Consider the following 15,079-nt stretch of genomic DNA (forward strand, 5'->3'; position numbering starts at 1 on the left):
CTCAATAAGGCCAGCGGTCAGGCCTTGTTGCGTTCGATGGCGAACCCGGCCCAGGTCTGGCTCACCGGCATCAGTTCGAGGCTGTTGATGTTGATGTGCGCCGGGGTGTTGAGCACCCAGAAAATGGTGTCAGCGATGTCCTGCGGTTGGATCGGCTCGGCGCCGGCGTAGGTCGCGTCGTAGCGCGCCTGGTCGCCACCAAAACGCACCAGCGAGAACTCGCTCTCGCACAGCCCCGGCTCGATGTTGCTCACCCGCACACCCGTGCCTTGCAAGTCGCAACGCAGGTTCAGGGAGAACTGTTTGACGAACGCCTTGCTCGCGCCATAAACATGGCTGCCTGGATACGGGTAATTACCGGCAATGGAACCCAGGTTGATGATGCCAGCGCCACGACCATGGGCGATCAGGCGCGGCAGCAGCAGGCGCGTGCTGTAGATCAGACCTTTCACATTGGTGTCGACCATGGTGTCCCAATCATCAAGGTCGCACTTGGGCGCCGGATCGACGCCCAAGGCCAGGCCGGCATTGTTGATCAGCCCGCGCAGCGTGGCAAAGGATGGCGGAAGGTTGCCGATGGCCTCTTCCATGGCCTTGCGATCACGCACATCCAGCACCAGGCCATGGACCTCGGTCTGCTTCGACAGCTCGGCACAAAGGGCATCGAGGCGTTCTTCACGACGGCCGGTCAGCACCAGCTTCCAACCGGCCTCGGCGAAACGACGGGCACAGGCTTCACCAAAACCGGACGTCGCGCCAGTGATAAACAGGGTGTCAGACATCGTGTTCTCCTTGCTTGGGCTTCAAACAGCCATTGAATGGAAATCGGCCCACAGCATGCCCGGGCTGGCCCGCCAGGGGCAAGGCTTGATCAACGCTTTAATCCTGCGATTGCTCAAAAAACAAACAATGAGCGTCAGGCCTTGTCCAGCAAGGGCCGCAGCGGGTTGCCCGCACCTTATCCACAGGTAGGTCCACAATAAACGGGGGCAAGTGAAAAACCGGTAACCCTTTGTGCACAAGGCTTTGCACGGGTTTTGGAATATTTTTTCGCTTGACCTGGCAAGTCAGGTTGTGCAGATCAGGTTATCTGCTATAAGGCGGCGCTTGATGTCGCGATGGCTCCAAGCCATCAATCACGCCGCTGAGCGCCGTCTTTCCAGAGTTTAGTCACAGACTTATCCACAGGCTTGCCCCCAGACTTTCGAGCCCATTTCCACCCACATAAAACTGTTGACAACAGCCGCTCCCCTTTTACCAAAAATGCCTGATCAAAAAACGATCACAGGCCTGAAAGGCACGTATTCAAAGGCTTACAGCCAGCTACTCCCACGTTACCCACAGCCAGTTCCACAGCAAACGGGGACAAGTCAAAACCGTGACAAAACAACTGTTTGCGGCGACTTTATGTCGCGGTTTCACAGAGGGTCAGGATTGTTGTCCACAATTCTGAAAAACATACAAAGCCCCTGTGGGAGCGAGCCTGCTCGCGAAGGCGAAGTGTCAGATACATGGATGTCGACTGATCCACCGCTTTCGCGAGCAGGCTCGCTCCCACAGAGGCCGAAGGTGAATTGGGGAAATAAAAAAACCGGCGATCCCTCGCCGGTTCCTCATTGCAGCAACCGCCTCAATGGCCGCCAAGATACGCGTTACGCACCTCTTCGTTGGCGAGCAGTTCCTTGCCGGTACCGGTCAGGCGGATTTCGCCGTTGACCATGACATAGGCCCGGTCCGACAACTTGAGCGCGTGGTTGGCGTTCTGTTCCACCAGGAAAATAGTCATCCCGGTGGAAGCCAATTCACGCAGGGTGGCGAAGATCTGTTTCACCACGATCGGCGCCAGCCCCAGGCTCGGCTCATCGAGCAGCAACAACTTCGGCCGGCTCATCAGTGCCCGGGCAATGGCGAGCATTTGTTGCTCGCCGCCGGACATGGTCATGGCGCGCTGGTTGCGCCGCTCCTTGAGCCGGGGAAACAGCTCGAACATGCGCTGCATGTCTTCGCTGGCATATTTGTCGCCAATGGGGATGGTGCCCATCAGCAGGTTTTCCTCGACGGTCATGTCCGGGAATACCCGCCGTCCTTCCGGCGATTGGGCGATACCGTTGGAGGCGATGTAGTGCGACGACTTGTGGGTGATGTCCACGCCTTGGTAGATGATCTGCCCGCCCGCAGCGCGGGGCTGGCCGAAGATCGACATCAGCAGCGTGGATTTTCCGGCGCCGTTGGAGCCGATCAAGCTCACGGTTTCGCCTTCACCAATGTGCATCGAGACTTTCTTCAGGGCCTGGATCGGCCCGTAAAATACGTCCAGTTCCTTGAGTTCGAGGATAGGTCCACTCATACCAGCTCCTCTTCGTCGGCGCCCAGGTAGGCCGCGATCACCTTCGGATCGTTGCGAATCGCCTCGGGACCACCCTCGGCGATCACGTTGCCGTGGTCCAGCACCACGATGTGGTCGGAAATACTCATCACCATGCCCATGTCGTGTTCGATCAGCACCACGGTCAAATCATGCTCGTCGCGCAGCAGCCGAATCATTGCGCTCAGCGCTTCGGTTTCCTGGGGGTTGAGGCCGGCGGCCGGTTCGTCGAGGCAGATGATCTGCGGACGCGTGCACATGGCCCGGGCGATTTCCAGGCGGCGCTGCTGGCCGTAGGAAAGCTCGCCGGCCAGGCGGTTGGCGCAATCCACCAAGTCCACGACTTCCAGCCAATAGAAGGCATGGTCCAGGGCGTCGCTTTCAGCTTTGCGATAGCCCTTGGTGTTGAGGATGCCTGCGATCAGGCTGCGGTTGACCCACATGTGCTGGGCCACCAGCAGGTTTTCCAGTACCGACATTTCCTTGAACAGGCGAATGTTCTGGAAGGTGCGCGCCAGGCCGGCGCGGTTCACCAGGTGGGTGCCGCCGAACATCTTGTAGTACAGCCGGCTGGCGAAGGATTTCGGCGAGACAAAATCAGTAGGACGAAACGCCTCGCCCAACAGCTTGATCACGTTGGTCTGTTCGCCGCGTACGTTGAGTTCGATCTTGCCGCCCGAGGCCTTGTAGAAGCCGGTCAGGCAGTTGAACACGGTGGTCTTGCCCGCGCCGTTGGGGCCGATCAGGGCGAAGATCGAATTGCGCTCGACCTGCAGGCTCACGTCGCTGAGGGCTTTGATGCCACCAAACTGCATCATCAGGTTTTCGACTTTGAGTACGACTTCGCTCATGGCGCTACCCCCTTGCGCGGCGTCACGCCGGTACGGCTGATACGAATCAGGCCGCGCGGGCGCCAGATCATCATCAGCACCATCAACACGCCGAACAGCAGCACCCGGTATTCAGAGAAACTGCGCAGAAGCTCCGGTGCCACGGTGAGCACGAATGCCGCGATCACTACACCCACCGTCGATCCCATGCCACCCAGCACGACGATGGCCAGAATCAGCGCCGACTCGAAGAAGGTGAACGAGGATGGGTTGACGAAGCCCTGATAGCTGGCGAAAAACACACCCGCCAGGCCCGCGGTGGAGGCACCGATGGTGAAGGCCGAGAGCTTGACCAGCACATGGTTCAGGCCCATGGAGCGGCAGGCAATTTCATCTTCGCGCAAGGCTTCCCAGGCGCGACCGACCGGCATGCGGGTCAGGCGATGCTTGATATACAGCACCAACAGGACGGTGATGAACAGCACGATGTAAATGAACAGGAATTTGACGTTGGGGTTGTAGTCGATGCCGAAGAACTCATGGAACGGCACCCCACCGTCCTTCGCTCGCCTGCCAAATTCCAGGCCCATGAAGGTCGGGGAAGGCACCGGCATGCCATTCGGTCCGCCAGTGAACGACAGCCAGTTATTGAGCACCAACCGGATGATTTCGCCAAACCCCAGGGTCACGATGGCCAGGTAGTCACCGTGCATTCGCAACACCGGGAAGCCCAATATGCACCCGGCCATCGCCGCTGCGATGGCGGCCAGCGGCAACACGGTCCAGAAACCCAGCCCCAGGTATTGGTAGCCCAGCGCCAGCCCATAGGCACCGATGGCGTAGAACGCCACATAACCCAGGTCGAGCAGCCCGGCCAGGCCGACCACGATGTTCAGGCCCAGGCCCAGCAGCACGTAGATCAGCCCGAGGATGACCACCGTCAGCACGTACTTGTTGGCGAAGAATGGAAACACGATGGCGATCACGATCAGCGCCGGGATGATCCAGCGCAGGCGCGACTTGTAGTCCGGAGGCAGCACATGCACGCCGGAGCCGGTGCTCTCGAAACCCTGGAGAATCTTGAGCCCCTTGGGGGTTTGCAGGAACAGGCTCAGGGCAAAGCGCCCGACCATCACGATCGCCACCAGCCAGCCGACGCGGGCCGGCTGCAGGTTGAAACTGTAGCCATCGAGCACCACGCCGACGATCGGCCCGAACACAATCAGCGAGATCAGGCCGGCCAGGATCGCGTCGATGACGCTCTGTTTGATATCAAGCGGTTTATTGGCAGCAGACATACTTACACCTTCGCCACGAGTGGGCGACCCAACAGGCCTTGGGGACGGAAGATCAGAATCAGCACCAGCAGCGAGAAACTGAACACGTCTTTGTAGTCGGAGTTGATCAGACCGGAGAACAGCGACTCGGAAATCCCGAGGATGATCCCGCCGAGCATCGCCCCAGGCAGGGAGCCGATGCCGCCGAGTACCGCCGCGGTGAACGCCTTGATGCCGATGATGAAGCCGGCATAGAAGTCGAAGGTGCCGTAGTTCATGGTGATCAGCACACCGGCCAGGGCCGCCATGGCTGCACCGATGATGAACACGTAGGAAATCACCCGGTCGGTGTTGATCCCCAGGATCGAGGCCATCTTGCGGTCTTGCTGGGTGGCGCGGCACATGCGTCCGAGCTTGGTGTACTTGATGATGTAGGTCAGCAGCGCCATGCCGGCGAACGCGGCGATCAGAATGAAGATCTTGGTGTAGGTGAGCTGCACGAAACCGGTACCGATGTCGACGCGCATGGCGCCTTCAAGCAGTGTCGGAACACCCTGTTGGCGGGCGCCCTGGCTGATCTGTGCGTAGTTTTGCAGGATCAGCGAAATGCCGATGGCACTGATCAGCGGTGCCAGCCGGGTTGAGTTGCGCAGGGGTTTGTAGGCGACGCGTTCGATGACCCAGCCGTAGACCCCGGTGACCACGACCGTGAACACAAGGGTGCCAAGGATCATCAGCGGAAAGGATTCGATACCGAAGTAAGCCAGCAGAGCCAGACTGATTGCCGCGAGGTAAGCGGAAATCATGTAAACCTCGCCGTGGGCGAAGTTGATCATGCCGATGATGCCGTAGACCATTGTGTAGCCGATGGCGATCAGACCATAGACCGACCCGAGGGTCAGGCCATTGATCAGTTGCTGCAGGAAAATACCATCCATAACGCAATCTCACGCAGTGAGACAGCACATCCCGGGGACGCGACGACGGGTTCGAAGCCCAGCGCCCAAAAATGTGCGGCTCGTAGAAAAAAACAGACGGGCCGTTGGCTATTGCCAATCAGGACAGGGTGAGCACAGTCTCCGTGGCGAGGGAGCTTGCTCCCTCGCCACAGGCTAGTCATCCCTTCAAATTACTTCTGTTTTTCCAACTGGTGGTATTTGCCATCCTTGTCCCACTGGTAGACCACGTAGTCGGAGACTTTCAGGTCACCCTTGGAATCCCAGGTTTTTTCGCCCATGACGGTTTTCACCGGGTTGGCTTTCAGCCACTTGGCAGCGTCTTCGCCCTTGTTGGACTTGGCGCCGTTGAAGCCGGCGGCCAAGGCCTGGACCGACGCATAGGCGTACAACGTGTAGCCTTCAGGCTCGACGCCCTGGGCACGGAAAGCGTCCACTACGGCCTTGCTGTCGGGCAGCAGGCGTGGGTCGGCGCCAAAGGTCATGTACACGCCATCGACGTATTGCGCGCCGCCAGCGGTGGTGACCAGTTCGTCGGTGACGATGCCGTCATCGGACATGAATTTCACGTCCTTGAGGCCTTGTTCGCGCAGCTGGCGAACCAACGGGCCGGCTTCCGGATGCAGGCCGCCGAAGTAGACCACGTCGGCACCGGCCGAACGGATCTTGGTGACCACGGCGCTGAAGTCTTTTTCACCACGGGTCAGGCCTTCGTACAACACCGGGGTCACACCACGCTTGGCCAGTTGTGCCTTGGTGGCATCCGCCAGGCCTTGGCCGTAGGTGTCCTTGTCGTGCAGCACGACGACTTTCTTGCCCTTGAGGACATCGACGATGTAGTCGCCGGCCACGATGCCTTGCTGGTCGTCACGACCGCACATGCGGAACATCGCGCTCAGGCCACGCTCGGTCACGGCCGGGTTGGTGGAGCCAGGGGTCATGGCGATGACGCCGGCTTCGTCATAGACCTCGGAAGCCGGGATGGTGTTGGACGAGCAGAAGTGCCCGACCACACCGATGACCTTGTCCTGGTCAACCAGACGGTTGGCCACGGCCACGGCTTGCTTGGGTTCGCAGGCGTCGTCGCCGGCTACCAGTACGATTTTCTCGCCGTTGACGCCACCCGCTTTGTTGATGACATCGGCCGCTGCCTGCGCACCTTTCATGTATTGCTCGCCAAACGCAGCGTTGGCACCGGTCATCGGCCCCGCCACACCGAATTTCACATCAGCTTGAGCAAACGCAGAAACACCCAGCGCAGTTGCCACTGCGAGGGCCAGAAAGCCTTTCTTGTAAAACGTCTGGGACATGAGGTGGTGCTCCAAGGTTTTTTTTAGTTGGCACTGCGACTTCACTTCACTGAAAAGCTCAGAGCAAGGGCCGTGCCATCGGTTTTTTATTCTTAAAAAAGTCGCTGCTTTATTGTTATTTCGACTGTTTCGGGCCCTTTTTCACAGGGCGTGCAACCGTCTAAACCGCACGAGGTGCAACCTGATTTAAAAGTAGGTAAAACCCTCCATGAGCCATCATTGCAACCGCCGCATGAAACGGCGTGCAACCACTGTGTAACAACCTACGTCACCGAACTGCACACTGTCGGTGCGCGGCTGCTACAACCCGCACCATAACAGGCTAGACGTTGAACTAAAAAACGCCGCCATCCGAAACACTTTTCAACAATCAGATGACGATGCGCAAGCACTGGCCCGCGTGGTACAGCGAAAAGCCCGCTTCATACAGGCAGCTGCGCAGGCCGACACCCGCCAAAGGCTGCATCGGCGCGAAGGGGATCGGCAGCGCCTTGGCATCGCCGTGGCACAGGTAATCGGCAAATGCCTTGCCCACCACAGTGCCGGTGGTCACGCCCCGCCCGTTGTAACCGGTCACTGCCACCAGGCCGGGGGCCGGTTCGAACAGACGCATCAAATGATCAGGCGTGAAAGCGATGCAACCGGTCCAGGTGCATTCCCATTCCACCGGCTTCAGGTAAGGGAAATAGTGCTGCTGCACCCGGTCAGCCCAGGCCTTGAGGAACCAGGCTGGCTTGCGGTTACCATTGCCCAGGCTGCCCAGCAGCAGGCGACCGTCCTTGTCCCGGCGAATGCTGCTCAACACCTGGCGGGTATCCCAAGAGCCCTGCCCGCCCGGCAGGATGCGTCGGGCCGCCTCGTCGTCCAGCGGGACCGAGGCCACCTGGTAGTAATAACCGGGGAAAAAATTGCGCCGCAATTCGGTCCAGTCGCCCTCGGTATAGGCGTTGGAGGCGATCACGACTTGCTCGGCCAGCACCGAGCCCTGGGCGGTCTGAACCGACCAACGCTGGCCTTGGCGCTCCAACCGCGTCACCGGCGAATGGTCGAACATCTGGGCGCCAAGATCCTTGGCGGCTTTGGCCAATCCACTGGCATAGGCCATCGGATTGAGCGTGCCGGCCCGGCGATCGAGCAACGCCGCGGCGATCTTGTCGGTGCCGGTGGCATCGACACAGGCTTGGCCGGTGAGCAGCTCAACCGGCGCGCCACGGCGCTTCCATTGTTCTTCGCGGCTGCGCAGGTCCGCCTCGCCCCGGGCGTTATGGGCCATGTGCAAGGTACCTTCGCGGCGCAGCTGGCAATCGATGGCGTACTTGTCGACAAGGCTGAACACCAACGCCGGCGCAGCGCCCAGCATACGGTTGAGCTGGCTGCCCACTGCCGCGCCAAACCCAGCCTCGATCTCGTCCGGCGGGATCCACAGACCGGCATTCACCAGCCCAACGTTACGCCCCGATCCGCCATGCCCGGCCCGATGAGCTTCAAGCACCGCGACACGCTTGCCTTGCTCCAGCAAATGCACCGCCGCCGACAGGCCGGTAAAACCTGCGCCGATGACGCAGACGTCCACCTTGATCTCGCCAGTGAGCGTAGTGTTTTCAGGCCTTTGCGGCGTCAGTTTTTCCCACAGACATTCTTCGCGTAACGGCATTGCCAGACTCCAACAGAAACCCAACAAACACACAATTCAATGTAGGAGCGAGCCTGCTCGCGATGGCGGCGAATCAGTCACATCAGAAGTGATTGGCACACCGCTATCGCGAGCAGACTCGCTCCCACAGGGACACTTGACCGGTCTCAGTCGAACGTAATCCCCTGCGCCAACGGCAACTCCAGCGAGTAATTCACGGTGTTTGTCTGACGGCGCATGTAGGCGCGCCATGCATCGGAGCCGGATTCGCGACCGCCGCCGGTTTCCTTTTCGCCACCGAAGGCGCCGCCGATTTCCGCGCCGCTCGGGCCGATGTTGACGTTGGCGATGCCGCAGTCGCTGCCCACCGCCGACATGAATTGCTCGGCTTCACGCACGTCGGTGGTGAAAATGCAGGAGGACAGGCCCTGGGGCACGGAGTTGTTCAAGTCCAGCGCTTCAGCGAAATCCTTGTAGCCGACCACATAAAGAATCGGTGCGAACGTTTCATGGCGCACCACGTCGCTTTGCTCCGGCATCTCGACGATGGCGGGCGAAACGTAATAGGCATTCGGGAACTGGTCTTCGAGCTGGCGCTTGCCGCCAAACACCCGCCCGCCTTCGCTCAGGGCCTGCTCCAGTGCGTCCTGCATGTTCTCGAAGCTTTGCTTGTCGATCAGCGGGCCCACCAGATTGCCTTCCAACGGATGACCGATGCGCACTTTCGAGTAAGCAGCCTTGAGCCGGGTGACGATTTCTTCCTTCACCGACTCATGGGCGATCAGCCGGCGCAAGGTAGTGCAGCGCTGGCCGGCGGTGCCGACGGCGCTGAACAGGATCGCGCGCACCGCCATGTCCAGGTCGGCGCTCGGGGCCAGAATCATGGCGTTGTTACCGCCCAATTCGAGAATGCTGCGGGCGAAGCGCGCCGCGACTTTCGGCGCCACTTCACGCCCCATGCGGGTGCTGCCTGTGGCGCTGATCAACGCCACGCGCGGGTCGTCCACCAAGGCTTCGCCGGCATCGCGACCGCCGATGATCACCTGGCTCAGGTACGGTGGCGCGTCGCTGAAGTTCTTCAGTACGCGCTCGAACAAGGCCTGGCACGCCAGGGCGGTCAGCGGAGTCTTTTCCGAAGGCTTCCAGATCACCGGGTTGCCGCAGACCAGGGCCAACGTGGTGTTCCAGGCCCAGACTGCAACAGGGAAGTTGAAGGCGCTGATTACGCCGACCACGCCCAGCGGGTGCCAGGTCTCGCGCATGTGATGGCCGGGGCGCTCCGACGCGATGGTCAGGCCGTAAAGCTGGCGGGACAGGCCGACGGCGAAATCGCAGATGTCGATCATCTCTTGCACTTCGCCCAGGCCTTCCTGGGTGATTTTGCCGGCTTCCCAGGACACCAGTTCACCGAGGTCGGCCTTGTATTCACGCAACAGATCGCCGAACTGGCGCACCAGCTCGCCACGACGGGGGGCCGGCACCTTGCGCCACAGGTCAAAGGCATGCTCGGCCCGGCTGACCTGCTGCTCGACCTCGGCGGCGCCTCCCCAGTTCACCGCGCCGATGCGACTGCCATCGATGGGCGAATGCACTGGCTGTGTGCCGTTCTGGTACAAGGCCGGGTCGACACCCAGACGATCAAGCAATGCAGCAACCATGGGTAAATTCCTCAAGCGAAAGACAATGGGTTGGCAGCCGGACGAACACGGCTGATCAGACCTGTAGTTGTAGCTGGCCCGAGACTTGCCAACAAACGACCTTTAAGCGAGATATCATTCCGTTTATTCATGCTGCCACTTAAGCAGACTCTTCAGCACAAAAGCAGAGCGAAAAAAAATAAGGCTCCATCATGCTCAATAAACGCTATTTGCCGTCGATCACCGCGCTGCAGTGCTTCGAAGCGGTGACCCGTCACCTGAGCTTCACCCGCGCCGCCGAAGAATTGAACCTGACCCAGAGCGCCGTCAGCAAACAGGTCGCGCAGTTGGAAGAGTTGCTCCAGCACTTGCTGTTCCGTCGCGTGCGTCGACGCCTGCAATTGACTCCCGCAGGGGATTTGTACCTGGGGGAAGTACGAAAAATCCTCACCCAAGTTGAGATGTCCACTCATTACCTGCGTTCCTACGGTGGTGACACCGAAGTCCTGCGCGTGTCTACGCCACCAACGTTCGGTGCGCGCTGGCTGGTCCCACGGCTCAAGGGCTGGCGCCTGCGCCATCCCAGCATTCATCTGGACCTGTGCAGCGAGCAAGAGGCCGATGACTTACAGCAAGGTCGCAGTGACCTGGCGTTCTATTTTGGCCAAGCCTCACGACCCGGAACTGAATCCTTGAAACTGTTCGGCGAAGAACTGGTGCCAGTCTGCGCTCCGGGCAGCCTGCCGGACCAGCCTTTCACCGACCCGACGCAACTGACCGATCTGGTCCTGCTGCAAAACGCCTCGCGCCCACAGGCTTGGCACGACTGGTTCGAAGACCTGGGTTATCACACCGAACACAGCTACCACGGGCCGCGCTTCGAAACCTTCTATATGTGCATCCGCGCAGCCCAGGTCGGCTGCGGCGTGGCCCTGCTGCCCAGGTTCCTGGTGGAAGAAGAGCTGGCCGACGGCAAGCTGGTCATTCCCTGGCAGCATGCGATGCCCAGCACCAATGCCTATTATCTGGCTTATCCGGAACATTCGGCGGAAGTGCCCAAGGTGCGGATGTTCGTGGAGTGGATGTTGGAGCAGATCGACGGTGCTGATATTGCGCAACAATAAGAGGGCTCCTCGCCACAAAGGCGTGTGAGGCAAAAAACACTGGCAAAACCCACCACGGTTATGCGCCACTAGCCCTTTCACTACGAACTGCCGTACGCCGCTGCCCGCCGCAGCCACCTGTCTGGAGATTCACGTTATGAGCGAGAGTGTATTTGCCGATCGCATCGTGCAGAACCTGCTCGACACCGACTTCTACAAGCTGACGATGATGCAGGCGGTGCTGCATAACTACCCCAACGTCGAAGTGGAGTGGGAGTTCCGTTGCCGCAACAGCGAAGACCTGCGGCCCTACCTGGCGGAGATCCGCTTCCAGATCGAACGCTTGGCCGAGCTGAGCCTGAGCGCCGACCAGTTGGGTTTTCTCGAACGCATCTGCTTCTTGAAACCGGATTTCCTGCGCTTTCTGGGCCTGTTCCGTTTCAACCTGCGCTATGTGCACACGGGCATCGAAAACGGCGAGCTGTTTATCCGCCTGCGCGGGCCATGGCTGCACGTCATCCTGTTCGAAGTGCCTTTGCTGGCCATTGTCAGCGAAGTGCGCAACCGCTATCGTTACCGTGAAATCGTTCTGGAACAGGCGCGGGAACAGCTTTATCGCAAGTTCGACTGGCTGAACGCCAATGCCAGTGCCGAGGAATTGTCCGAACTGCAAGTGGCCGATTTCGGCACCCGCCGTCGGTTCTCCTACCGAACCCAGGAAGAAGTGGTCAACGTGCTCAAGCACGACTTCCCGGGACGCTTCGTCGGCACCAGCAACGTGCATCTGTCCCGTGAACTGGACATGAAACCCTTGGGCACCATGGCCCATGAGTGGATCATGGCTCACCAGCAACTGGGCCCAAGGCTGATCGACAGTCAGATCGCCGCGCTCGACTGCTGGGTGCGCGAATACCGAGGGCTGCTGGGCATCGCGCTGACCGATTGCATCACCATGGACGCCTTCCTCAAGGATTTCGATCTGTTCTTCGCCAAGCTGTTTGACGGCTTGCGCCATGATTCGGGTGACCCGGTCATCTGGGCCGAGAAAGCCATTGCCCACTATCACAAGCTGGGTATCGACCCGATGAGCAAGACCCTGGTGTTCTCCGACAGCCTGACATTGCCAAAATGCCTGGAGATTTTCCGCGCCTTGCGTGGTCGCATTAATGTGAGCTTTGGTATCGGGACCAACCTGACCTGTGACATTCCAGGCGTGGAGCCCATGAGCATCGTGCTTAAAATGATCAGTTGTGACGGGCAACCCGTGGCCAAGATTTCAGACGAGCCCGGTAAGACCCACTGCAAGGACCCGAATTTCGTCGCCTATATGCGACATGTTTTCCAAGTACCTGCCGCCCTTTCTGGCACATCAAGCAAGGAGTGAATTCATGCAAGCCGTACAGCGTGAGATTGCTGAACAGCTCAAGGTCCAACCGCCATTTGCCGATGACGCCGCCCTCAAGGCCGAAATCGCTCGTCGGGTGAGCTTCATCCAGGACTGCCTCGTCAACTCCGGGCTCAAGAGCCTGGTACTGGGCATCAGCGGCGGGGTCGACTCGTTGACCGCCGGCCTGTTGGCCCAGCGTGCCGTGCGCGAGTTGCGGGAAAAAACCGGCAATGCGGCGTACAAGTTCGTTGCCGTGCGCTTACCGTACGAGACCCAGTTCGACGAACACGAAGCCCAGGCCTGTGTCGATTTCATCGAGCCTGACGAGCGCCATACCGTCAATATCGGCCCGGCGGTCAAGGCATTGGCCAAGGAAGTCCTCGCGTTCGAGGGCAAGGCGCCGGGCTCGCGGGATTTCGTGTTGGGCAATACCAAGGCGCGGATGCGCATGGTGGCGCAATACACCATCGCCGGCGCAGAACAGGGCATGGTGATCGGCACCGATCATGCGGCCGAAGCGGTGATGGGGTTCTTCACCAAGTTCGGTGACGGCGCCTGCGACCTGGCGCCGCTGAGCGGGCTGGTGAAAAACCAGGTCCGGGCCATCGCCCGCGACTTTGGCGCGCCGGAATCGCTGGTGGAAAAAGTCCCCACCGCCGACCTGGAAGACCTGTCGCCTGGCAAGCCGGACGAAGCGGCCCACGGCGTGACCTACGCCGAGATCGACGCGTTCCTGCATGGCCAACCGATTCGCGAAGAAGCGGCGAAGATTATTTGCGACACCTACCGCAAGACCGAGCACAAGCGAGTGATGCCGTACGCTCCTTGACCACCATTTGGTGGACAGCCCCATGTAGGAGCAAGCTTGCTCCCACAAAGGTTTTTGCCTGGTATAAAAAAAGCGCCCTGCACGGGGGCGCTTTTTTCTGCCTGAAATTTGTTACTTCAGGGTAACCGTGCCTTTCATCATCGAGATGTGGCCCGGGAACGAGCAGAAGAAACCGTACTTCTCGGCAGCGTCCAGCTTAGAGACATCGAAAGTCACCGAGTCGGTTTCCTTGGCGCCGATAACCTTGGTGTGCGCGATAACGCGGGCGTCACCCTCCTTGAGATAGTTCTTGTCGATACCGGCGCCCAGGCCATCGGTGGCGATCGGCTGCATGTCGGCCTCTTTGCTCAGCACCCAGTTATGACCCATCACGTTTTTCGGCAGGTTACCCGAGTGAGTCAGCTCAACGGTGAACGTCTTGCAGCTCTTATCGATTTCGATGGCCTTGGTGCTGAAGGTCATCTGGTCGGTGGAATCGATGGTGGTCTTGCACTCCGCTGCCATCAGTTGGCTGCTGGCCAGCGTCAACAGGGATACTGCTACAAGTTTGGCGAACATCATGAATCTCCAAAGCATGGTTAACGAAATCCGTCAGAGGGGAAGATTGCCTGATTTTCTGGCAAGTTCCTATGACCTGAGTCAAAGATTGTATACAACTTAAGACTATCAGCCTGATGGACAGAATCAACCGGCCAGAAGTATGACGCACCTCTAAGATCTGTCCCATCAACCCTGGAGTGCTGGTCATGAACCTCAACAGCCTGTTATGCAGCTTGCTCGCCGCCTACGCCTGCGGTGCCAGTGGCACCTATGAAAAACCTCGCCGCGAGGTTTAATTCTTTGCGCAACAAAGGGCAGGCTTTACTCTGGTCCGGTCATCGAATCGCGGAGTGAAGCATGTCCATAGCGTCTGTTTGTGTATTTTGCGGCGCCAGCACCGGCAGCCACCCGGCCTATCTGGAAGCGGCCCGGGCCCTGGGCCGTGCTTTGGCCGAACGAAAACTCACCTTGGTCTACGGCGGCGGCGCGGTCGGTCTTATGGGTGTCGTTGCCGATGCAGCCCTCGCCGCTGGCGGCGAAGTGATTGGCATCATCCCGCAAAGTTTGAAAGACAAGGAAATCGGTCACAGCGGCCTGACGCGCCTTGAAGTGGTAGACGGCATGCACGCGCGCAAGGCCCGCATGGCTGAGCTCAGCGACGCCTTCATCGCCTTGCCCGGCGGGCTCGGCACCCTGGAGGAACTGTTCGAAGTCTGGACCTGGGGTCAGCTCGGTTATCACGGCAAGCCGCTGGGGCTGCTGGAAGTGAACGGTTTCTACAGCAAGCTCACCGGCTTCCTCGATCATATCGTCGGCGAAGGCTTCGTCCGCGCGCCGCATCGTGACATGCTGCAGGTAAGCGAATCTGCGCACACACTGCTCGATGCGCTGGACGAATGGCAACCGTCCGTGCAGCCAAAGTGGGCCGAACAAAAACCAAGCTAACGGCTCGGTCCCGATACAGGGCAGAATACGCGCCGCTCAACCTCACCTTCGACCCCAGAGGATCGCCCATGGCTAAACCCAATTATTCCTTCGCCAAACGTCAAAGAGACCTGGCCAAGGAGCAGAAGAAAGAGGAAAAGCTCCAGCGCAAGAAGGCTTCGGCTGAAGAAGCGGCCCTGAACCCGGACAGCGACGGCGACGTGGCGGCAGAACACGATGTGGACGTGCCGAAAGACCAGGCACCCGACGCCTGAATTCAGCGTTCCG

14 protein-coding genes are annotated in these 15,079 nt (G+C 59.6%); 5 read left to right on the forward strand and 9 right to left on the reverse strand.

What is annotated here, in order from left to right:
• Positions 1–17: 17 nt before the first annotated feature.
• The 8 genes from M1D68_RS22535 to amaB form a co-directional block, all read right to left on the reverse strand.
• Positions 18–782, reverse strand: coding sequence for an SDR family oxidoreductase (locus M1D68_RS22535; protein WP_434608057.1), 765 nt, complete (start codon positions 780–782; stop codon positions 18–20).
• An 848-nt stretch (positions 783–1,630) separates the two neighbouring features.
• On the reverse strand, positions 1,631–2,347 hold the full coding sequence (locus M1D68_RS22540; protein WP_053117959.1) for an ABC transporter ATP-binding protein: 717 nt from the start codon (positions 2,345–2,347) through the stop codon (positions 1,631–1,633).
• A complete protein-coding gene (locus M1D68_RS22545) occupies positions 2,344–3,216 on the reverse strand; it encodes an ABC transporter ATP-binding protein (protein ID WP_420766217.1) in 873 nt (290 codons plus the stop codon). Before M1D68_RS22545 ends, M1D68_RS22540 begins: the two co-directional genes overlap by 4 nt.
• Positions 3,213–4,493: a high-affinity branched-chain amino acid ABC transporter permease LivM gene (livM, locus tag M1D68_RS22550; RefSeq protein WP_434560944.1), complete on the reverse strand. Its 1,281-nt coding sequence runs from the start codon at positions 4,491–4,493 to the stop codon at positions 3,213–3,215. Before livM ends, M1D68_RS22545 begins: the two co-directional genes overlap by 4 nt.
• A gap of 2 nt (positions 4,494–4,495) precedes the next feature.
• Complete coding sequence (locus M1D68_RS22555; RefSeq protein ID WP_420766215.1) at positions 4,496–5,410, reverse strand: ABC transporter permease subunit; 915 nt, start codon at positions 5,408–5,410, stop codon at positions 4,496–4,498.
• Between the two features lie 191 nt (positions 5,411–5,601).
• A complete protein-coding gene (locus M1D68_RS22560; protein WP_420766214.1) occupies positions 5,602–6,738 on the reverse strand; it encodes an ABC transporter substrate-binding protein in 1,137 nt (378 codons plus the stop codon).
• Between the two features lie 370 nt (positions 6,739–7,108).
• A complete protein-coding gene (gene amaA, locus M1D68_RS22565) occupies positions 7,109–8,392 on the reverse strand; it encodes an L-pipecolate oxidase (protein WP_457968425.1) in 1,284 nt (427 codons plus the stop codon).
• A gap of 146 nt (positions 8,393–8,538) precedes the next feature.
• Positions 8,539–10,029 carry an L-piperidine-6-carboxylate dehydrogenase gene (gene amaB / locus M1D68_RS22570; protein ID WP_457968426.1) on the reverse strand — a complete coding sequence of 497 codons (1,491 nt, stop codon included), beginning with the start codon at positions 10,027–10,029 and terminating at the stop codon, positions 8,539–8,541.
• Positions 10,030–10,220: 191 nt separating this feature from the next.
• On the opposite strand from amaB, the gene M1D68_RS22575 reads away from it, so the two are divergent.
• The 3 genes from M1D68_RS22575 to nadE all read left to right on the forward strand — a co-directional run bounded on the left by M1D68_RS22575 (position 10,221) and on the right by nadE (position 13,327).
• Positions 10,221–11,132: a LysR family transcriptional regulator gene (locus tag M1D68_RS22575; protein WP_420766211.1), complete on the forward strand. Its 912-nt coding sequence runs from the start codon at positions 10,221–10,223 to the stop codon at positions 11,130–11,132.
• A gap of 136 nt (positions 11,133–11,268) precedes the next feature.
• Positions 11,269–12,495: a nicotinate phosphoribosyltransferase gene (gene pncB, locus M1D68_RS22580; protein WP_420766210.1), complete on the forward strand. Its 1,227-nt coding sequence runs from the start codon at positions 11,269–11,271 to the stop codon at positions 12,493–12,495.
• A gap of 4 nt (positions 12,496–12,499) precedes the next feature.
• A complete protein-coding gene (nadE, locus tag M1D68_RS22585) occupies positions 12,500–13,327 on the forward strand; it encodes an ammonia-dependent NAD(+) synthetase (RefSeq protein WP_420766209.1) in 828 nt (275 codons plus the stop codon).
• A gap of 111 nt (positions 13,328–13,438) precedes the next feature.
• Here nadE and azu read toward each other — a convergent pair whose 3' ends face one another.
• Positions 13,439–13,885, reverse strand: a complete 447-nt coding sequence (gene azu / locus M1D68_RS22590) for an azurin (RefSeq protein ID WP_434560950.1) — start codon at positions 13,883–13,885, stop codon at positions 13,439–13,441.
• Positions 13,886–14,224: 339 nt separating this feature from the next.
• Between azu and M1D68_RS22595 the strand changes: the two genes are divergently transcribed.
• Positions 14,225–14,812, forward strand: a complete 588-nt coding sequence (locus M1D68_RS22595) for an LOG family protein (protein WP_434560952.1) — start codon at positions 14,225–14,227, stop codon at positions 14,810–14,812.
• A 68-nt stretch (positions 14,813–14,880) separates the two neighbouring features.
• Positions 14,881–15,066: a hypothetical protein gene (locus M1D68_RS22600; protein WP_457968428.1), complete on the forward strand. Its 186-nt coding sequence runs from the start codon at positions 14,881–14,883 to the stop codon at positions 15,064–15,066.
• Positions 15,067–15,079: the final 13 nt, after the last annotated feature.

Source organism: Pseudomonas sp. R4-84 (assembly GCF_054130985.1).